This window comes from Mariniflexile ostreae (assembly GCF_042427585.1).
Lineage (GTDB): Bacteria > Bacteroidota > Bacteroidia > Flavobacteriales > Flavobacteriaceae > Pseudalgibacter > Pseudalgibacter ostreae.
This window is the reverse complement of the sequence record NZ_JBHMFC010000007.1, coordinates 1-19,352: the sequence shown is the minus strand read 5'-3', so window position 1 is coordinate 19,352 and position 19,352 is coordinate 1. Positions and strand designations below refer to the sequence as shown.

Below are 19,352 nucleotides of genomic sequence, written 5' to 3'. Positions count from 1 at the left end.
CTTCTAATTCTATGAAAAAACACTTAGCAGTCTTGGTGCTTTTAATGCTTCTTTTTTTTGCCGGATGTAAATCCGATAAAAAAGGAGATACAACACCATTAGATATTGAGCCAAAACCTGACATGCATACTAGCCAAATCGCTATAGACTTAGTGGGTTCGTATGAAGGTATTTTACCTTGTGCAGATTGTGAGGGTATTAAATCAACCATCTTGCTTAATGAAGACATGACTTACAAGTCTACATCAAACTATATGGGCAAGGATGGTATGGTTTTTACTACCCAAGGCCAATATAAGTGGCAAGAGGGCGGTGAAACGATTATTCTTTTAGGGGACGACCCAACCACTTATAAAGTGGGTGAGAATCAATTAACACATTTAGATAAGTCGGGTAAACACGTTACTGGAGATTTAGCACATTTATATATATTGAAAAAGCAAACGGATAGTAACCATACTAGCATTGGTTTTACAGATACTAAATGGATGTTAGTAAAACTTTTTGGAAAAGACATAAAAAACTCTGACGCTTTTATTTCTTTTAATACGAGTGAATATATGGTTTTTGGTAACACAGGCTGCAATAACTTTAATGGTAATTACACCATAGAAAACGAAAACCAAGTCACGTTATCACAAGTCGCAACTACCATGATGTCCTGTCCAGATATGTCCATTGAAAAAGCCTTTATGGAAGTTCTTAACACTACTGATAATTATTCCCTTAACGGAAACACCATGACGCTTAACAAAGCTAAAATGGCGCCTTTAGCCGTTTTTGAAGCTATAGAATAAAAACTAAAATATCCATAAAATATAAAAAAGACCAATAAAATTATTGGTCTTTTTTAGTTCTATTAAGTTTCAAAATAGAGCATTCATCATAAATCAGAAACATTTTTAATGAATTTTTTAACATGCTAACTTAGTATATTTGCCTTTCAATTTATTTAACTTCTTATCATATGGCATTGATTTCCTATATTATTTCACAAACTCAATTACCAGAACATTCCGTAAAAAACACGGTAAGCTTACTAAACGATGCGGCTACCATTCCATTCATTTCCAGATATCGAAAAGAACAGACCGGAAATTTAGACGAGGTTCAAGTGGGAGACATTGTAAAATATAAAGACCAGTATGAAACTTTAGAGAAACGGAAATTGGCCATAATAAAAGCATTAGAAGACCAAGCTGTTTTAACCCCAGAATTGAGACAAAAAATTGAAACTACCTTAGAGTTAACCACCCTGGAAGACCTCTATTTGCCCTATAAAAAAACAAGAAAGACCAAAGCAGACACAGCCAGACAACATGGGCTAGAACCTTTAGCTAAAAGTATCATGTCGCAAAACGCTCATGACATAAACGCTATAGCGTTAAAATATACAAATAAAGATTTATCATCTAGTGAAGATGTTTTAGAAGGTGCACGCCATATTATCGCCGAATGGATCAATGAACGCATCGATATCCGAAACAGTATCAGACTTCAATTAGAGCGGTTTGCTATAATTTCTACAAAAGCAGTAAAGTCTAAAATCGATGATGAAAACGCCCAAAAATTTAGAGACTATTTCGATTGGGAAGAATCCTTAAACCGCATACCTTCACATAGACTATTGGCTATTTTAAGAGCAGAAAAAGAAGGCTTTATAAAATTAAAAATTACTATTGACGACGACAAAGCACTGTCCAAAATAGAAGCACGTCTAATCCGTTCGCAAAATGCTTGCACAACACATATCCTCATAGCGGCTCAAGATGCTTATAAACGCTTATTACTCCCCTCATTATCAAACGAAGCATTACAGTTAGCAAAAGACAAAGCAGATGCATCTGCCATACACGTTTTTGCCAAAAATTTAAAACAACTTCTTTTAGGGTCCCCTTTAGGAGAAAAGCGAATATTAGCCATAGACCCAGGCTTTCGATCGGGTTGCAAAGTAGTTTGTTTAGATCGCCAAGGGCGCCTATTACACAATGAAACCATATACCCACACCCACCAAAAAACGAGAGCATAGCTGCCATTAAAAAACTAAGCACTTTATCTGAAACGTATAACATAGAAGCTATTGCCATAGGTAATGGCACCGCCTCTAGAGATACTGAAGCTATAGTTAAGAAAGTGCCCTTTAAAAATGATGTACAAATTTTTGTGGTTAGCGAGGCTGGAGCCAGTATCTATTCAGCTTCAAAAATTGCCCGAGATGAATTTCCTGATTATGATGTTACAGTTCGTGGATCCGTTTCTATTGGCAGACGCCTGCAAGATCCTTTAGCCGAATTAGTTAAAATAGATGCCAAATCTATAGGAGTTGGACAATATCAGCATGATGTGGATCAAACCAAACTAAAAAAAGAATTAGATGCTGTAGTGGAAAGCTGTGTTAATGCTGTTGGAGTAAATATCAATACGGCAAGTGCTAGCTTATTGAGCTATGTGTCTGGTATTGGTCCGAAATTGGCAGAAAACATAATCCTTTATAGAAATGAACATGGTGCTTTTACTTCTAGAAATGGGATAAAAAAAGTACCCCGATTAGGAGGAAAAGCTTTTGAGCAAAGCGCCGCTTTTTTGAGAATTAAAGATGCGAAAAACCCATTGGACAACTCTGCGGTACACCCTGAACGTTATGATTTGATAAAACACATGGCAAAAGATTTAGGAATGCGCCCAGAGGCTCTTATCGGAAACCAAGACATGCTTCAAAAAATCGATTTAAAAAAATATTGCACCGATAATGTAGGACTTCCCACCTTAGAAGATATTTTAAAAGAATTGGAAAAACCTGGTCTGGATATTCGCAAGCCTGCTAAGGTTTTTGCTTTTGAACAAAATATAAAAACAATTCATGATTTACACGAGGGCCAACAACTTCCCGGCATTGTTAACAACATCACTAATTTTGGCTGTTTTGTAGATATTGGCATAAAGGAAAGTGGTCTTATACACGTTTCTAATTTATCCGATAGTTTTGTAAAAGATGTTAACGAGCATGTAAGCCTTCAGCAGCACATTATGGTTCAGGTACTAGAAGTTGATGTACCCCGAAAACGCATTCAGCTAAAGCTTCAAAAATAAAATCATAAAACACTCTTATTCAGAGCCTAATGTTGTGTTAAAAATTAAAATTTAACAGCTTTGAAAGCTGTATTAGGATTACTTTTGCAAAATATTAAAAAATCATTTTTAAAATGTCATGAAAAAGGCAAGATTAGCACTCTTTATCGGAGTTATTTGTATTTCTGTATTCCCTATTTTAGTTAAGCTAAATTTAACTTCTGGTCTTATTTCTGCATTTTATCGCATGATGTTTTCATTTATAGCATTGCTTCCGTATGTTTTGATAACCAAAACATTTAAATGGCCTGGAATTAAAATAGGCCTTTTAGCCGCATTGTGCGGCGTTATTTTTGGAAGTGATGTTGCTGTATGGAATATCGCTATACAAGAGTCTACAGCTACACAGGCCTCTTTACTTACCAACTTATCACCGGTTTGGTTGGGCTTTATGGCTTTATTCTTTTTAAAAGATAAACCCAGGACCAATTTTTGGATTGGTACGTGTATAGCCGTTTTTGGAATGGTAGTATTGGTGGGCTTTTCTATATTTAGAAACTTAGATTTCGATTTAGGCTTTAATTTTGCAGTACTCTCGGGTATGCTTTATGCCATATACATGTTGCTTAGCAAGTTTGTTCTCAAGTCCATGGATGTTATTTCTTTTATGTTTATGGTTTTAGCTGCCTCATCCATATATTTAGGCATTATAAGTATTGCTTTAAACGAACCTTTTTCAGATTTTTCAACAACTGGCTGGCTAGTGCTTATTGTACAAGCCCTAGTATGCCAATTATTAGCATGGCTGCTTATTAGTTACGCAACTCAGCATATGAGAGCGACCCGAGTATCTGTTAGTCTGCTAGGCCAAGGGCTTTTAGCATCTATTTTGGCATGGGTGTTTTTAGGCGAAATCATTTCGTTTCAAATGGTTTTAGGCGGTGTGATGTTGTTATGCGGCATTGGTATAACATTTTTGGACAAGCCCCTACTTCATAAAAATAGGTTTGACTTAAAAAAAACAAAAGCCTTACTTCTAGTAAAGAAATAAGGCTTTTAGGATGTTTAAGAGGCCATCTTCATGGCCATAGAAGATTGGTTAATATGACTTTCAATTAAGCCTTTCCATTTCTCAATACGCTGTAACTCGAAGTCTTCGATTAAGTCTTCATCAATATTAAAAAAGGTAATCCTACTATTAGGCTTATGAGCAGATTTATAAACAAATTCGAGACTTAATTTCTTCAAGCTCATTACTTTTTTAGCGCCATTGCCGTTCTCTTTGTGTATGATACACTGTTTTAAATCATCTAATGCCAAGGTTTCCAAAACAGGGTTTTCTGTGTTTAGGTTTATATAAATAAGCATTTTATTATCTGTACTAATACCTATAAAGTTTTTACGCCATATAGTTTTCGTTTTACACACAATATCATGACTTTTAAGCAACTTACTTACTTGGTTTTTAGTGCTATTGGTGTTTTTCATACCGTTGTAGATAAATAAAAAAACAGGCACTAATACGCTTAAAACCAAAAGCGCAGAAATAATTATCAATGAGGTTTTCATCTTGTATATTTTTTATATTTTTTTTCTGGAAATTAAAACTTGCTAGAACATAGTTCTAGGGTTTGATGTATACACTAAAAAAAACAAGAGGTTACAAGAAAGAATGAAAAGGAAAAATAATATCCCTGATGGTGAGATTTAAATCAAAAAAATTACACAGCTTCAAATACTGTAGGGCACTTACAAAAAGTGAATCCTTTAAAAGTGCTGTTGCGAAAAAATGATGTAGTGTAGGCAGCTCATTAGGCTCCTCAATATTCAATAGTTCTACTTGAAAGGCGTTCGTGATGGAAATGGCACTACTATTAAAAGCATGCTCATTTTGAAAACCATGTCCTGGAGCATCTAGAAGCGTATCGCTATCCGTATTAAAGGCCATATCGATTTCCGCTTTGTTAAAAAACAAAACAAAAGAACATAGGAGGACCGTAAAAAACAAATAATTAAGCTTCCGCATTTAAATACGTATTATCATATAAAGGTAAAACTTATTTATATGAATAAAACCTATTTTTTTGTTAATATATTTCTGTGTATTGTAATTATAAAAAACAAGGCTTCATTTTACCCTCTTGATTCCTTAAATTATTTTAACTATAGGTTTTCAGTCGAGTATCCGCCTAATAGCTTGGCTAATTACCGAGTACTCTGTCGATTCTACAAAGCCAATAGAAAATGTTTGAACAGTGCTTAGGAATTTGCTTGTTGTTTCTTTGTTTTGTCTACCAAAACCAAAAACCGTCATATAAGGTCTACTCACAAAATTATCAGGATGTTCATCATCCTCATGATGAAGCATATACAGCATACGTGCAGAATTTTCATCACCGAAAGCCATCCATTCGGGAGCAGGTAAATCTCCAAAAAAAGGTTCTTCTATGGGGTGTTTTTTGGTGTTGGCAGAAGAGTACCAAAAATCTGTGCTATCCATTTCCCCGCCAGGCACACCTTCATACTGTACCCAGTATTTATAACCCGCGCTAACTTTAATCATAGAGAAGTCGCAGCGGTCTGGGTAAAAATCCCATTGCCCTTGCCATTGTTCGTTATTTGAAGTAAAGACAATACGAACATGATTTTGAGACTCGATCTCTATGACTGAGGTTGAAGGTTCGGTTCCATCGTTCATGGCATGAAAGTAATTTCCGTCCTGACGATGAATCGCATTAGGAAATCCTCGATACTCACCTTTCCAGCCGGATCCTTTTTTATTATGGAACCCTATCCAGTCTATCCCATCTCTATCCATCATACTTGACAAGCCACCCCCTTCTTTTTCCAGATAATAAACAGCTGAAGATGTGGTAATGATATATGTCAATCCGTCACCAGCAGAAGTATCTACACCATGTGTAAGCAACACGCTCTGCCCATTACACAAACTAAAACTTAATTGAAGTAGAAAGACTATCGCTAATTTTTTAAAACACATAATTACAATCTTAAGGTGAAGTTGTTTTTACTTTAGAACTACGCTTTAATAAAAAACCAATACCAGAAATACCCAGTGCGCAAAGCACAAACATAATTCTGCCCCAAAGTGGATTTGGAATTAGAGCCATCAATAAAATACCGGAACTCATAACAATTACCATATTACCTAATTTCTTTCTTTGCTGACGGTCTACTTCATCCTGTTGATTATCTGCAATAAATGGGGTTTCGAGGTTCTTGAAAAACTGATCGGTTTCCTGTTTATTCTCGTCTTTTGCTTCCTTGTAAAATAAGGACGTAGCCCAGAAAAAACTAGAAGTAATAAACACATGGCCTGCAATGGTTAGAATGATATCCATGTCTATCGTTTCACGTTCTGTTAAGGATTCGATGCCAAATAGTGAAGCACATACTTCTGCTGTAAACACATTCATAACAAACCAGGAGACAAAAAATCCTAATACAATAGTAACCCAGGGCGCCCATTGCGGTGTTTTTTTCACAATAATTCCAACTACTAATGGTACCATCATAGGCAACTGAACCATTGTAGAAACAGACATCATAAGTTGAAATAAACTCAGTTCTTTAAGCGATGCAAAATATAATGCAGCTAAAATAACGCCTACCCCACTTATAAAGCTCACTAATTGACTGATGCTCAATAATTTCCTATCACTATTTTGTATGTTTTTCTTTTTCAAAAAAGGCTCATAGATACTCCTAATAAAGATTCCTGCATTTTTATTTAATGCCGAGTCCATAGAAGACATAGATGCTGCAAAAAGGGCTGCCATAAGCAACCCAATGGTACCTATAGGCATGGCATTACGTGCAAATACAAGGTATACTGCATCTGCTGCCTTATTGCCAAGCTGGGCATAATCGGCTGCTGCATCTGGATATAACGTTGCCGCTGCCCATGGGGGAATAAACCAAATGATCGTCCCTACGCCCATTAAAATCATGGCCAATAAAGCCGCTTTTCGGGCATTAAAAGAGTCTTTTGCATTTAAGAATCTAAATGAATCATGAAGATTCATCATTGTTATAATTTGTTTAGGCAAAAAGAAAATGAAAGTACCTATTAATATTAAAGGATAATTCATATTGGGGCCTATGAGAAAACCACCTGGAAAATTTTCAACCATATTAACCGGACCTCCAACTTTTACCAAGGCCACTATTGCACAAGCTATTGAAACGACAGCCACCACCAGAGTTTGGACAAAATCGGAAGCAACAACGCCCCAAGCCCCAGATAGCACAGATACAAAAAGCACTGTTACACCAATAGCAATAATAGTTAAGCTTATATCTGCATCAAACACGGCGCTAGTAAAAACACCTAGAGCATTTAACCAAACACCCGCATTTAAAAAAGAAAACATGATTAATGCCCATGAAAAAAACTGTTCATTCTGAGTACCAAAGCGCCCTCTTATCGCTTGAGTGGGAGTATCTACCCTCATTTGCCTAAACCTATGGGCAAAGTACGCCCAGCCACAAAAGAAAGCAAAGGTATTACCAATATACACCGCAACAATAGCAAAGCCATCGGTGAATGCTTTACCTGCCGCACCAGTAAAGGTAACGGCCGAAAACTGTGCCATAAAAGCTGTTGAACCAACCATCCACCACAGCATTCTACCGCCTCCTCGAAAATAGTCACTTGTAGATTTACTGGCCATTCGTGAAAACACAACACCAATTACAAGAATTAATATAAAGTAGAGCGCAATTACAAGATAGTCATAAAACATAGTTTTTCTTTTTTATTGTAAATGACGGACATCCGTCCATTTGTCATTTTTTCTAATTAAGTCGATAAGTTGCTGATATAAACTACCTTCCTTGAAAGTTTGGTACGGCGCTACTTTTTCACCCTTAATATCTTTCACAAATTCTCTTACCAAGTAATGCCAATTGCGCTCGGTATCTCCCTCTACTTTTGGTAAATTATCCATAATGCCTTGAGGCAATGGTAATCCTTGCCAGTTTTTATTCTTATCCCATACATACAAGGGGCCCATGCCATAATGGCCTTCAATGAAGATAGCCCCTTTTGTACCATAAAATACGATATGATTCTCATGGTATTTAGGATTTAGCCCTCCATGTTTAAATAGTACCGATACAGGTTTAGATGCTATAGGACTTTCCAGTTTTGCCAGTACCGTATAAGACCACTCTACATTACTTTCTCCCCATTTAAGATTAGGATCGTTTAGGTTTGTTGGAATAAAATCTCTTCTTGTTTTAAAATTATGTACCCCTTCCACTATGGGCGCTTTTCCCAAGTCGTCTCGCACATCGCCGATTATAGAGAGTATTTTTTCACCAATTACAGATGTGACAATCGATATCATATGCGTGAAATTGTTATTTAAACGACCACCGCCATCTTCTTTTCGATGCGACCAGCCAAAAGGAATATCGCGCTCTAGATTAAAGTGTGATATACATTCTACTTCAGTAGGCTCTCCTATAGCACCATTTGCCACCAGTTGTTTTGCGTGTTGAATACATGGCATATAACGAAAACTAGATGCGTATGCCGTTTTTACATTTTTCTTTATGGCCAATTCATATAACGCTACTGCGGAATCGGCACTATCTGTCAATGGTTTATCACTAAACACATGGCATCCAAACGCAATAGCCTGTTTTATGGGTTCATAATGGGCACCACCAGGCGTTGCTATAGAAACAATGTCCGGTTGACAATCCTTTAAAGCCTGTTCCCAGTCTGTACCGAAATATGGAATAGTTTTTTTTGTAGCTACTTCTTTTACTACACTTTCTGTTCGACCTACAATACCTACAACCTCAACACCTGCAGCGCGAAATGCATCTGCATGCCCTTGTCCAGCAAATCCAGATCCAGAAATTAATACTTTTAATTTATTATCCATTTCTTTATGTTTTAAACGAATTTTTTAACCGTTAATCATTATTATATACCTACAAGTCCATTTACCTATTGCTTGTTAAGCGTTTCTCTATGTTTACTCAAGCTAGATTATAGCATTAGAAATATTATTAAACTTAAGATTAGAAAGTACAGCAATAACGATATATTTCTTTGTGAGTATACTTTTTTATGACCGTCATATTTTTTTGGGATTAGATTTATCCTTGTTTTTATAATTAAGATCTAAACCACAAGACTCAAAAAACGAAGGCACTATGCAACAAGGGTTTTGATACGCTTTTGCTTTGTTGTTCAGAATCTAATTTGCGATATTAAAAGCTTTAGCTTAAGTAAGAAGCTCCTACCTGAAATCTGATTTAATTCAGAGCCAAATAAATTTTAAAACATCTAAAAATGAGCCTCTTCTACCATTTTAACAACACCAACGGTTAAAATTAAATTAGCAAATCGACGAAGTTCACCTGTCTGAATAATTAATGTGGTGGCAGAATCCTTAATTTTATCGTAAAAAGCCCAGCGTTCCATTTCGTTCCACGTAACGTTTCCCAATAATTTTTTATAAGCATTATGTATGTCTGCGTTTGCTTCGGCAGGCTTTTCCATAACGATGGCCCCTTGAATAGGACAAACTTCCAATAGTCCTTCAAGTACCGTAAGTGCGTCCAGTAGTCCGGGCCGGAAGTTAAGGTGTACGGTAGTGGCGTTAGGCCCTGCCATGGCAGCAACGGGCAAATTACCATCTGCAATAACAATTTGCGCAAAATGGCCCGAGCGCGCAAGCACCTCCATGATGGTGGGGTGAATTACTGGAGTTTTTAGCATACATTTATATTTTAAATGATTAAAATCAGATGATTAAGCATTCCCTTACATATCAATTAACGCGGGTTATGTATTATAAACGCCACCATTGATATCGAGCGTAGCACCAGTAATAAAGCCGTCATATTCAGACGCCAGATATAAAACCGCCCGCGCTACATCGTCTGCATTACCTGCCCGTTGGATGGGTATACTAGCCGTTGTTGCTGCAGCAGATTCTTTTGTAGTATGCGTGTTATGAAATGAAGTCCCGAGAATAAGACCTGGAGCAACGGCATTAACCCGAATCCCTTGAGGGCCTAATTCTTCAGAAAGCGCCCGTGTTAAGGTTAGGATTGCACCTTTACTGGTAGAATATACCAGAGACCCAGGATGTCCGCCTTTACGTCCTGCAAGTGATGCCAAATTAACAATACTGCTATTCTTGTTTTTCGCTAAGAAAGGAGCAGCGGCTCGCGTTACAAACATCATGGATGTTAAGTTTATATCCATTACCTTATGCCAGAAATCGGCCTCCATTTCGCTTAGCATTTTACGTGCAACAAGAGACCCTGCATTATTAATTAGGATGTCCAGACCCCCAAAGGCTTCTACTGTTTTTTCTACTACAGCATTTGCATCTGCTTCTTTTGTTAAATCGCCATTTATAACAATTGCATTTTGTCCTTTGCTAGTAGCGTATTCCTTCAATTGGTTTGCAGTATCGGCACTGGAAAAGTAATGGATGGCAACATGGGCTCCACTATCAATAAAATGTCTTGTGATAGACTCCCCAATACCCTGAGCACCAGCTGTAATGAGAACACTTTTCCCTGTTAATTTGTTGTTTTTTTTCATATAATTATTATATTAATAGAAACTGGTATTCCTTAAATTTTCAAAATTACCATTTGATCTATTTTTATCTAAGTTCAAAATAAGTTTTAAACACCACGATAAAAGGATCGAAAAAGCTCTAATTTGTTCTTAACCCCTTCTATTACTTAGAGATAGAAAATTCTCTAATCCTATATTAGAAATCACAATATTCATAAAGAAGATGAAAATGTTTTTTCATTCTTTTTTTTGCTAATTTGGGGTCCTGATCTCTAATAGCTTCATAAATTTTGGTATGTTCTATTATTCTTAGTTCATCTAAGGAATTATAGTCTGTATGGTACTTTTTAAAGTCTACAATTATTTGAGGAGTTATTCCAATCATAATCTCATTTATTGTAACATTACCACTTGCCTTAGCAATTGCTAAATGAAACAGTAAATCTTCTTGTACAGCATCTTCTCCAGATAGTAGTTTGGATTCATGAGCGTCCAAGGCCTTTTTTATTCTCTGCAAATCTTTTTTTGAACGTCGTACTGCTGCTAATCGAACCGCTTTCAATTCTAGTAAGATTCTAGTTTCTACTAAAGATTTAAAATCAGGTAAACCAAGACTTAAAATATCTTCAATCATGCCGTTCATGGCAATAGGGCCTATATTTGCAACAAATGTTCCGCTTTGTGGCATCGATCTTAATATGCCGTAGGATTCCAATTTAAGAATAGCCACCCTAATGGTTCTTCTACTAACATCAAATTTTTCAGCCAACAACCTTTCTGCAGGCAATTTATCTCCAGGCTGTAAGTGTTTTTCGTTAATTAAATCGCCTATTTTAGTAATTATTATTTTAACGCGATTAGTAATTTCTTGGGTTTCATTTTTAGAACGGGTGTCTAAGTTCATACAAATAGAATTAAATTGGTGTACCAGATTGGTGCGGTAAATTTATTAAATTTATTCCATTTATAAAACAAAGCCCCTTCTTATAATCGAGTTTTATAAAGTTAACCGACCCCTTTAAATTCAGGCCGGTTAACCTATAAAAAACTAAACTAACTTATTATTGAAGATTGTAAGGATTAGTATCCTGCATTTTGGGTAATAACGCCATTTGTAGCAAGAATTTCTGAATTTGGAATTGGAAACACATGATAGTTACTGTTAACGGTTAAACCCATAGCAGCATCAACTGTACCTGTTCTTACCAAATCAAACCACCTGTGGCCTTCTAGAGCCAATTCTAATCTTCTTTCATTTGCAATAGCCGTTCTAACAGCTGCTTGTGTTGTTGCTGTACCAACTAAGCTAGTCAATCCTGCTCGGGATCTTATTGCATCTAATCCTGCCAAAATAGTTGCAGATTGCGCTCCAGCAGCGTTTGTGGTTTCGTTTAAGGCTTCAGCATATAATAAAATTACATCAGATAATCTCATTTCTATAGCATCTTGATCAAGACCACCAGTATATTTAACACCTGTTTGATTTACTTCATTAATAGTTAAAGCTTTTCTTAAATCTGTACCACCTCCAGCAGCACTACTAGCATCAAATGCAGCAGTTAAACGGGCATCTAACGGCGTAAGTGTTTTGGTGTCAGCTCCGCTAAACCATCCTACAAAGGTAGAGGCAGAAGAGGAACCATCGGCATTTGGAATGGCTGCTGATATTTGAGTAGCGAATAGAATTTCTGAACTTACATCTGTTACTACATTTGCAAAATCGGCCTCTAAAGTTACTCCGGCAGCGGCAGCTCCGTTTACAACAGCAGCAAGCTCCGGTACCGCACTAGTAAAATCACCTCTGTGCATATATACTTTACCTAGATATGCCTGTGCTGCTATTTTAGACGCACGTCCAGACACTAATCCAGAATTAGTTAATCCCGCAATGGCATTTTTAAAATCAGGAATTATTACATTATTATAAACATCTTCTACTGGCTGCCTCACTAAAATAGATGTATCTGTAGTACTTGGAGAAGGTATTAAATTTACCGGTACATCACCAAAAACCAATACAAGTTTAAAATAAGATAATGCTCTTAAAAATTGAGCTTCAGCCACTTGAGTTGCATCCAACGAATTTTCAATCACGTTATTTGCACTTAAAATAGATTTATACAAATTACTATATACTGGGCTAAAAAAGGCTCCGGTAACATCTCCACCTGCCAAATCTGCATTATATGTATCCATTGCAGTATATGGACTTTCTATCATTTTCATGTTATCAGCTCTAAAATCGCCCATAACCAATTGTGACATCGCTACGCCTGTATGATAGTAGTATGCTGCATTTAAAACAGGTGCAAACTCCGTCAAATTACTTGCTTCTAAATCTAAAGTAGGTGATTGATCCAAATCATTATCGCAGGCTGTTATCAACACCATAGACAAAATTGCTATATATATAAATTTCATTTTTTTCATTTTTTCTTAATTAAAAATTAACATTTACACCGAATGTGAAACTCCTAACAATCGGGCTTGCACCTTCTTGGTATCCATACGTTGTAGGCCCTCCATAATTTGAATTTTCAATTTCTATCCCTTCTGGGTTATATGACGTATAATCTTTACCCATAACATATAATAAATTAGTTGCAGCTACGTATACTCTCATCGAACCAACACCTACTTTACTAACAAAACCAGGATTAAGTGTATACCCTAAAGTTAAGTTTCTTAATGCAATGTAAGAGGCATCTTGAATAAATCCGCCATGTACATTTCTAGACTCCTCATAATGCAACCCATTATGATCGGCGATGCCATCGCTATTAGCATCAAAACTCGGACCTGTAGCGTCACGGAATAATGATTGCCAGTAAATGGGATCAATATTATATACTTCTGCCCCTTGAGATCCCTGAAATTGAAATGACAAATCAAATTCTTTATAGTTTAAATTACTTGAAAGTCCCCAATAAAAATCTGGAGTTGCTGATCCTAATTTAACATAATCATTTTCTTTAGTAATTTGACCATCACCATCTTGATCTACAACATAATGAACACCGCTTCCATAACCAACGTTTCTAGTTGGATCGGCAATGTAAATTGTTTCTACTTGACCTGCACTCTCGTAACCCCACATTTCACCAAGTTCACCCCCTACATAATTTCTAAATTCAGGACCTCTATCTCCTGGGCCTCCATAAATTTGACGTGGTAGTTCATCTAAATCACCTAAGCTCGTGATTTCTGATTTAACCGTGGATAAATTAGCATTAACAGTCCAAGAAAAATCTCCTTTTTGAATGATATTTGCATTAAGTTCTAATTCTAAACCTGAACTTTTGATATCACCACGATTAAGTCGAACTTGAGGTGTACCAAGAACCTCAGAAACACTTTGATTGATTAGCATATCATTAACATCAGACGTATAATAGTCTATACTAAATCTGAAACGGTTATTTAAGAATCCTGTATCAATACCGTAATTCGTTTCTTTGTTGGTTTGCCAAGTTAAATCGGCATTTGCAACGTCATCTGGGATTAAGAAACCTGGACCAAAGGCCGTTGGCGTAGTCCCTAAAATACTTAATGCACTATACGAACCTAAGTCTGAAGACGTTCCCAAAGATCCCATACTAAATCTAGGTTTTAACAAACTTATCACTTCATTACCTTGTAAAAAAGCTTCATTATGTACGTTCCATCCTAAAGATACTGCTGGAAATACTGCATATTTTTCATTAGCTCCAAAACGTGAATCGCCATCTCTTCTTATCGAAGCCGATACTAAATAACGGTCATCATAAGCATAAGCAACACGCCCGAAAACACCTCTTCTTGACTGTTTTTCTTCAATTCTACGAGAGATAACATCCTCAGCTCCAAAATAAGAGTAATTTAAAGGTAACCCCATTTGCACATTCGAGCCAAGTGATGACAATCCATTGAACTTAGTATTTACAAATTCCAAACCAATAACTGCAGAAATATCATGCTTTTCAGCTATCACTTTTGCATAATCTACAGTAGTAGTACTTAATATAGTAGATTTTTTAATATCTGATATATCTAAATCTGTTTGATTAGTACGTTGTTGCCCATCTGACAATATTCCACGATAGTAGTACTCGTTAACATCTTGTAAATCTGCTCCAAAAATGGTTTTCACATTTAAGCCATCCAAGATTTCATATTGTAAATAAGAGCTCATATTGCCGTAAAGCGTTTTCTTATATCGTCTTGAGTTATCAAACTTGGCGCCTACACCTGCGTCACCTGTTCCACCAATTCCATTAAGGTTTCTACCATATTGCCAATCGTGAACTACGTCACCTGGTTGTAAATCGTAGATACTTTGAGGGTCTAAACCTAGGGCTTTATTACCTCTGTAATCTTGATCAAATGAACGGCCGAAATTATTTGCTGTATATCCTGAATTAAATAAAGCTTGTCTTCTAGCATCTAGATCCTGAACAAAATCAATAGACGCCTGCGTATGGTAAACAGGACTAATAGCATATGCCCTTAAAAGATCTCTCATTTCCCAAGGTACAATATCTTGATTGCCATAAAAACCATTCATACTAAGACCCGCTTTTAACTTATCATTTAAAGAGGCATCAATATTCATACGTCCGCTATACTTTTCATAGCCTTGTCCTTTAACAATACCTTCTGTATTTAAATACCCAAGAGAAGCAAATGCTTTTACATTTTCAGACCCGCCACTCATGCTAAAGTCATGACTTGTACTGCTACCAGATTTAAATAACCAATCTTCCATACCAATTACGTCTGGAGCATTTTCATATCCATAAAGTCTATACTCTAGCAAATCAGGATTGGTTTGACTAAGATCATAAGCGCCAGATTGTAACTCCTGTGCCCACTCTCCAGCAGTTTTAAGCATATCTATATTTTTCACATACTTCCTTGAAGTACTTGTATAAGCATTATAGCTGAAATTAACCTTACCTTGTTTTCCTTTTTTAGTAGTAACCAAGATAACTCCGTTTGCCCCTAAAGACCCGTATATTGCAGCAGAAGCAGCATCCTTTAATACTTCTAAACTTTCAATATCGTTTGGATTTACAGTGGCTAAGTTTCCTGAAATAGGAAAACCATCTACTACAATTAGTGGATCTGAATTGCTTGAAAGAGATGAGCCCGATCTAATTTGAATTTTAAGATCTGAACCTGGTTCACCGCTTTGATTTTGAATAATAACACCTGGCAGCTTACCTGCTAGAGCCTCGTCTACACGTGCCACTTGAACCGAAGCCACTTCCTCACCACCTATTTTTGCAATAGCTCCTGTAAGATGTGACTTTTTTCGAGTCCCGTAACCCACTACAACAACTTCTTCTAATTTAGCAGCATCTTCTGCCATAACTACGCTAAGTGTTGTTTGATCTGTAATCGTTATAGATTGCTTAATATAGCCTAAATACGAAAACTGGAGTACATCTCCTTTTTTAACATCTAACTGGAATTGCCCATCAAAATCTGTAGCGGTACCTTTTGAGGTATTCGCTATAATTACGTTAACCCCAGGAATGGGCATATTCGCCTCATCTTTTACTGTGCCGGATAATTTATACCCGTTTTGAGCAAATAATGATATATTAAATATCATAATCAGCATTAATGTTAGTTTGGTTTTTAATTTCATTTGTTAATTTGTTTAGTTTAATAAATTGTTAAATGCAATGTAAAACATAGTTGTTTTTAAATATCAATCACTTGTTCAGGCGGTTTATAGATCATAAATATTTTAGTTTAATTTACGTTTTAACTGGTGCGCCAATCTGGTATCCCAATTTGGTTTACCAAACATATGTTAAAAAATTGTTATATCAAAATATATTTTAAGTTAACATTAACATAGCTTGTAAGAAATGATTGTTTTTTTATAAAAAACAATCATTTCTTAGTCCTCCCAGTAGGGTTTAAACATCTAGGAAATCGATACCCTAATGAAAGTATGGTCCATATTAATCTTAAAACCATAAAAGCATCCGTTTTAGAACAATGGGACCCTCCTTATTTAAGATGCTTTGTTTATCTAAAATTATTTTAAAAAAATAAATAAAAATACAAATTTGTAAAAATTTACAACCTTAATATGCAATCAAAATCCATGTAACCCATTAAGAATAACCTACAACTATTCTAATAATAGTCTTATACCACACACCTTTCAATTACCAACTCCATAAGGTACCATCTTCTAATCTAGTAACGGGAAGGTAGGATCTTTTATAGGGATACTTTTTAGCAGCCGCTTCATTGAAATCCACCCCTAATCCTGGTAAATCTTCTATGTATATACTGCCCTCTTTTAATTCAGCTTTGTAGCTAAATATTTCATTTAATTCGGGTGTTCCAAAGCCAACAAATTCCTGAATTCCAAAATTTGGTGCCCATAAATCCAAATGCATGTGTGCCATGAAACAAATTGGAGAAAGATCGGGGGCACCGTGGGGCGCCATTCTAACATGATAAAGCGAAGCGAAATCAGCCAGTTTTTTTAATGGCGTTAATCCGCCACCATGGGTTACGGCAGTTCTCACATAATCAATATATTGATTTTCAATTACATGTTTTGCATCCCAAATCGTATTGAATTTTTCTCCTAGTGCCAGGGGAGTAGTGGTGTGGTTTCTTATTATTTTATAACCTTCAGGGTTATCGTAAGTTACGGCATCTTCAAGAAACTTCAAACGGTAGGGTTCTAGCATTTTTCCTAATTGTGCGGCCTCTATAGGTGTTAGCCTGCTATGGACATCGTGACACAATTCTATTTCAAAACCAAACTTCTCTCTCGCTTGTTTAAATAATTCAGGAATAAAATTGAGATACTTGGTTGTAGACCAACCATGCTCTGGTGGCAAGGGTCTATTGCCTTGCAGCTCATAATAATTTTTTTTATCGCCTAAGGTTCCGTAAGTTCCTTCTGTGCCAGGAATGGTACATTGTAATCTAACCGCCTTATACCCTTCATTTATGGCTATTTCCAAACCATTAAGAACCTCTTCAATAGTTTCACCATTTACATGCGCATAAACCGTAACAGCCCGTCTACTTTTACCGCCAAGTAGTTGGTAAACTGGCAAACCAGCAATTTTTCCTTTAATATCCCAAAGGGCCACATCTATAGCTCCAATTGCCGCCATACTAACAGCGCCGTTTTGCCAATAAGCCCCTTTGAACAGGTATTGCCAAATATCTTCTATTTGGTGCGGGTCTTTTCCAATTAAACATGGGATTACGTGGTCTTCCAGATAAGCTACAACAGCTAATTCACGGCCATTTAACGTGGCATCTCCAATTCCATATATACCTTGATCGGTTATGATTTTTACTGTAACGAAATTTCGACCAGGACAACAAACAAAAACTTTTATATCTTTTATTTTCATATGAACCATACTATATTTAATGTTTCTTTAAACTATTGTAAATTTTAACCCATTATCCTGAACTAAATCTCAATGCTTGTAAAAAAGAACGAAGAGCCCATTTAATCGTTTTTAGTAAAATAACCCTCATTGGATACGGCGTTCTCACTTATAGAAATACTTCCGGTTTTAAACCATACTTCAGCATAATTTCCATCAGCGTATTGCTTTTTAAGATTACCATCATGCGTCTCGGCGCCAGAGCACCAGTTTTTATTTTCTTCTGGCGACTTTCCATTGGTTTGATTATAAGCTCCAAGCTTGAAAAAACAACCTTCACCAGCGTATGCATTTGCACGCTCTACACCGTCTTGACCAAGTGGCACAAACAATTTTTGTGTTTGCTCTGGTATATCTGAAGTTTTTGTGTATTCTGATTCGACTAGGTTTTTTGTAAATGTTTTTGTTTCATGACCTTCACTCATAAAATTCAAGGTCATAATACCATTCTTGACCGCGACTTCATAACTAAACGCTTCGCCTAAAGCAATACCATCCTTAGGTTCTGCTGGGTAGGTATTTGCTTCTGGCCCCACCACGGAAAAATCATCACCCCACACGGCCGTTGAAAAATCCCATCTTCCAGAATTATCATCCCCTGCGGTATTGATTTCATAGTGCCAAAAAACGGAGCCTTTAGTATGACCTGGAAATTTCTTATAAAATATTTTAAGCGGTTCGTTTTCATGTTTATCTGCACTATGTATCTGACCTACCACTACGGAATACGAAGCGGCCACCCGTGCATCACCAGTTGCAGAAACATTCATGACCTTAAGCGTTGCCGACAATTTATCGTCTGCTGTTTTTGGATACCACTTTTTTGTTTGAGCTAATTCTGTTCTTGTATTATTTGATGTCCCATGGGTATCTCCTGCATTTGGAGTTTTAAAAACAACCCAATCGCTATCATCATCATGTGTAACATAAAAGAAATCTTTATTTTCAAAATTATTCGCAATACCCACATTAGAACCATCGCCTAAAATGAGTTTCCAATGATCAAAAAACGGAATCACGTCACTTGCGTAAACGGTTTCCTCATCCTTATTCTCACTGGAGCTAGAGGCAGCCGTTGTATTGGATTCTTTAGCTTTATTTTTACAACTATTTAGCACTAAAAAAAGACTAAGCGCTATAAAGGTTACCGTTATAATGTTTTTTTTATTCATTTTATTATGGAAGTGATTTAAACTTTTTTTAAAAAAAATGAGAAGGGTTGTGGATATTTGTGTTGCGAAACATAAATAACTAAATCACAACCCTATATGTACTCAGTACTCGA

The 19,352-nt window shown here is 36.3% G+C and carries 15 protein-coding genes; 3 read left to right on the top strand and 12 right to left on the bottom strand.

The window, feature by feature from the left end; translation table 11 throughout:
• Window positions 1-11 precede the first annotated feature (11 nt).
• The 3 genes from ACFFU9_RS01910 to ACFFU9_RS01900 all read left to right on the top strand — a co-directional run bounded on the left by ACFFU9_RS01910 (window position 12) and on the right by ACFFU9_RS01900 (window position 4,121).
• Window positions 12-797 (top strand): copper resistance protein NlpE N-terminal domain-containing protein, encoded by a 786-nt coding sequence (locus ACFFU9_RS01910; RefSeq protein ID WP_379859671.1) that lies wholly within the window; start codon window positions 12-14, stop codon window positions 795-797.
• A 170-nt stretch (window positions 798-967) separates the two neighbouring features.
• Complete coding sequence (locus ACFFU9_RS01905; protein ID WP_379859670.1) at window positions 968-3,091, top strand: Tex family protein; 2,124 nt, start codon at window positions 968-970, stop codon at window positions 3,089-3,091.
• Between the two features lie 118 nt (window positions 3,092-3,209).
• On the top strand, window positions 3,210-4,121 hold the full coding sequence (locus tag ACFFU9_RS01900) for a DMT family transporter (RefSeq protein ID WP_379859669.1): 912 nt from the start codon (window positions 3,210-3,212) through the stop codon (window positions 4,119-4,121).
• Between the two features lie 14 nt (window positions 4,122-4,135).
• On the opposite strand, the gene ACFFU9_RS01895 is transcribed toward ACFFU9_RS01900, so the two are convergent.
• From ACFFU9_RS01895 to ACFFU9_RS01840, 12 genes are all read right to left on the bottom strand, one after another.
• Window positions 4,136-4,639: a hypothetical protein gene (locus ACFFU9_RS01895; protein ID WP_379859668.1), complete on the bottom strand. Its 504-nt coding sequence runs from the start codon at window positions 4,637-4,639 to the stop codon at window positions 4,136-4,138.
• 91 nt (window positions 4,640-4,730) lie between these two features.
• Window positions 4,731-5,018, bottom strand: coding sequence for a hypothetical protein (locus tag ACFFU9_RS01890; protein WP_379859667.1), 288 nt, complete (start codon window positions 5,016-5,018; stop codon window positions 4,731-4,733).
• Window positions 5,019-5,243: 225 nt separating this feature from the next.
• Complete coding sequence (locus ACFFU9_RS01885; protein ID WP_379859666.1) at window positions 5,244-6,071, bottom strand: hypothetical protein; 828 nt, start codon at window positions 6,069-6,071, stop codon at window positions 5,244-5,246.
• 10 nt (window positions 6,072-6,081) lie between these two features.
• Complete coding sequence (locus ACFFU9_RS01880; protein WP_379859665.1) at window positions 6,082-7,836, bottom strand: sodium:solute symporter family transporter; 1,755 nt, start codon at window positions 7,834-7,836, stop codon at window positions 6,082-6,084.
• Window positions 7,837-7,848: 12 nt separating this feature from the next.
• Window positions 7,849-8,988: a Gfo/Idh/MocA family protein gene (locus ACFFU9_RS01875; protein ID WP_379859664.1), complete on the bottom strand. Its 1,140-nt coding sequence runs from the start codon at window positions 8,986-8,988 to the stop codon at window positions 7,849-7,851.
• Between the two features lie 407 nt (window positions 8,989-9,395).
• A complete protein-coding gene (locus ACFFU9_RS01870) occupies window positions 9,396-9,830 on the bottom strand; it encodes an RbsD/FucU domain-containing protein (protein WP_379859663.1) in 435 nt (144 codons plus the stop codon).
• A 66-nt stretch (window positions 9,831-9,896) separates the two neighbouring features.
• Window positions 9,897-10,667, bottom strand: a complete 771-nt coding sequence (locus ACFFU9_RS01865; RefSeq protein ID WP_379859662.1) for an SDR family NAD(P)-dependent oxidoreductase — start codon at window positions 10,665-10,667, stop codon at window positions 9,897-9,899.
• A gap of 175 nt (window positions 10,668-10,842) precedes the next feature.
• Window positions 10,843-11,550 (bottom strand): FadR/GntR family transcriptional regulator, encoded by a 708-nt coding sequence (locus ACFFU9_RS01860; RefSeq protein ID WP_379859661.1) that lies wholly within the window; start codon window positions 11,548-11,550, stop codon window positions 10,843-10,845.
• 176 nt (window positions 11,551-11,726) lie between these two features.
• Entirely contained in the window at window positions 11,727-13,067 is a 1,341-nt protein-coding gene (locus ACFFU9_RS01855) for a RagB/SusD family nutrient uptake outer membrane protein (protein WP_379859660.1), read from the bottom strand.
• A 19-nt stretch (window positions 13,068-13,086) separates the two neighbouring features.
• On the bottom strand, window positions 13,087-16,278 hold the full coding sequence (locus ACFFU9_RS01850) for a SusC/RagA family TonB-linked outer membrane protein (protein WP_379859659.1): 3,192 nt from the start codon (window positions 16,276-16,278) through the stop codon (window positions 13,087-13,089).
• Window positions 16,279-16,810: 532 nt separating this feature from the next.
• Window positions 16,811-18,028 (bottom strand): D-mannonate dehydratase ManD, encoded by a 1,218-nt coding sequence (gene manD / locus ACFFU9_RS01845; RefSeq protein WP_379859658.1) that lies wholly within the window; start codon window positions 18,026-18,028, stop codon window positions 16,811-16,813.
• A 101-nt stretch (window positions 18,029-18,129) separates the two neighbouring features.
• Window positions 18,130-19,239: a polysaccharide lyase family 7 protein gene (locus ACFFU9_RS01840; RefSeq protein WP_379859657.1), complete on the bottom strand. Its 1,110-nt coding sequence runs from the start codon at window positions 19,237-19,239 to the stop codon at window positions 18,130-18,132.
• Window positions 19,240-19,352: the final 113 nt, after the last annotated feature.

Bases quoted from the DNA above. Each gene is read 5' to 3' on its own strand.
- ACFFU9_RS01870 (WP_379859663.1), bottom strand. From the start codon at position 9,830: ATGCTAAAAACTCCAGTAATTCACCCCACCATCATGGAGGTGCTTGCG.
- ACFFU9_RS01910 (WP_379859671.1), top strand. From the start codon at position 12: ATGAAAAAACACTTAGCAGTCTTGGTGCTTTTAATGCTTCTTTTTTTT.
- ACFFU9_RS01890 (WP_379859667.1), bottom strand. From the start codon at position 5,018: ATGGCCTTTAATACGGATAGCGATACGCTTCTAGATGCTCCAGGACAT.
- ACFFU9_RS01875 (WP_379859664.1), bottom strand. From the start codon at position 8,988: ATGGATAATAAATTAAAAGTATTAATTTCTGGATCTGGATTTGCTGGA.
- ACFFU9_RS01880 (WP_379859665.1), bottom strand. From the start codon at position 7,836: ATGTTTTATGACTATCTTGTAATTGCGCTCTACTTTATATTAATTCTT.
- ACFFU9_RS01850 (WP_379859659.1), bottom strand. From the start codon at position 16,278: ATGAAATTAAAAACCAAACTAACATTAATGCTGATTATGATATTTAAT.
- ACFFU9_RS01905 (WP_379859670.1), top strand. From the start codon at position 968: ATGGCATTGATTTCCTATATTATTTCACAAACTCAATTACCAGAACAT.
- ACFFU9_RS01900 (WP_379859669.1), top strand. From the start codon at position 3,210: ATGAAAAAGGCAAGATTAGCACTCTTTATCGGAGTTATTTGTATTTCT.
- manD (WP_379859658.1), bottom strand. From the start codon at position 18,028: ATGAAAATAAAAGATATAAAAGTTTTTGTTTGTTGTCCTGGTCGAAAT.
- ACFFU9_RS01855 (WP_379859660.1), bottom strand. From the start codon at position 13,067: ATGAAATTTATATATATAGCAATTTTGTCTATGGTGTTGATAACAGCC.
- ACFFU9_RS01860 (WP_379859661.1), bottom strand. From the start codon at position 11,550: ATGAACTTAGACACCCGTTCTAAAAATGAAACCCAAGAAATTACTAAT.
- ACFFU9_RS01895 (WP_379859668.1), bottom strand. From the start codon at position 4,639: ATGAAAACCTCATTGATAATTATTTCTGCGCTTTTGGTTTTAAGCGTA.
- ACFFU9_RS01840 (WP_379859657.1), bottom strand. From the start codon at position 19,239: ATGAATAAAAAAAACATTATAACGGTAACCTTTATAGCGCTTAGTCTT.
- ACFFU9_RS01865 (WP_379859662.1), bottom strand. From the start codon at position 10,667: ATGAAAAAAAACAACAAATTAACAGGGAAAAGTGTTCTCATTACAGCT.
- ACFFU9_RS01885 (WP_379859666.1), bottom strand. From the start codon at position 6,071: ATGTGTTTTAAAAAATTAGCGATAGTCTTTCTACTTCAATTAAGTTTT.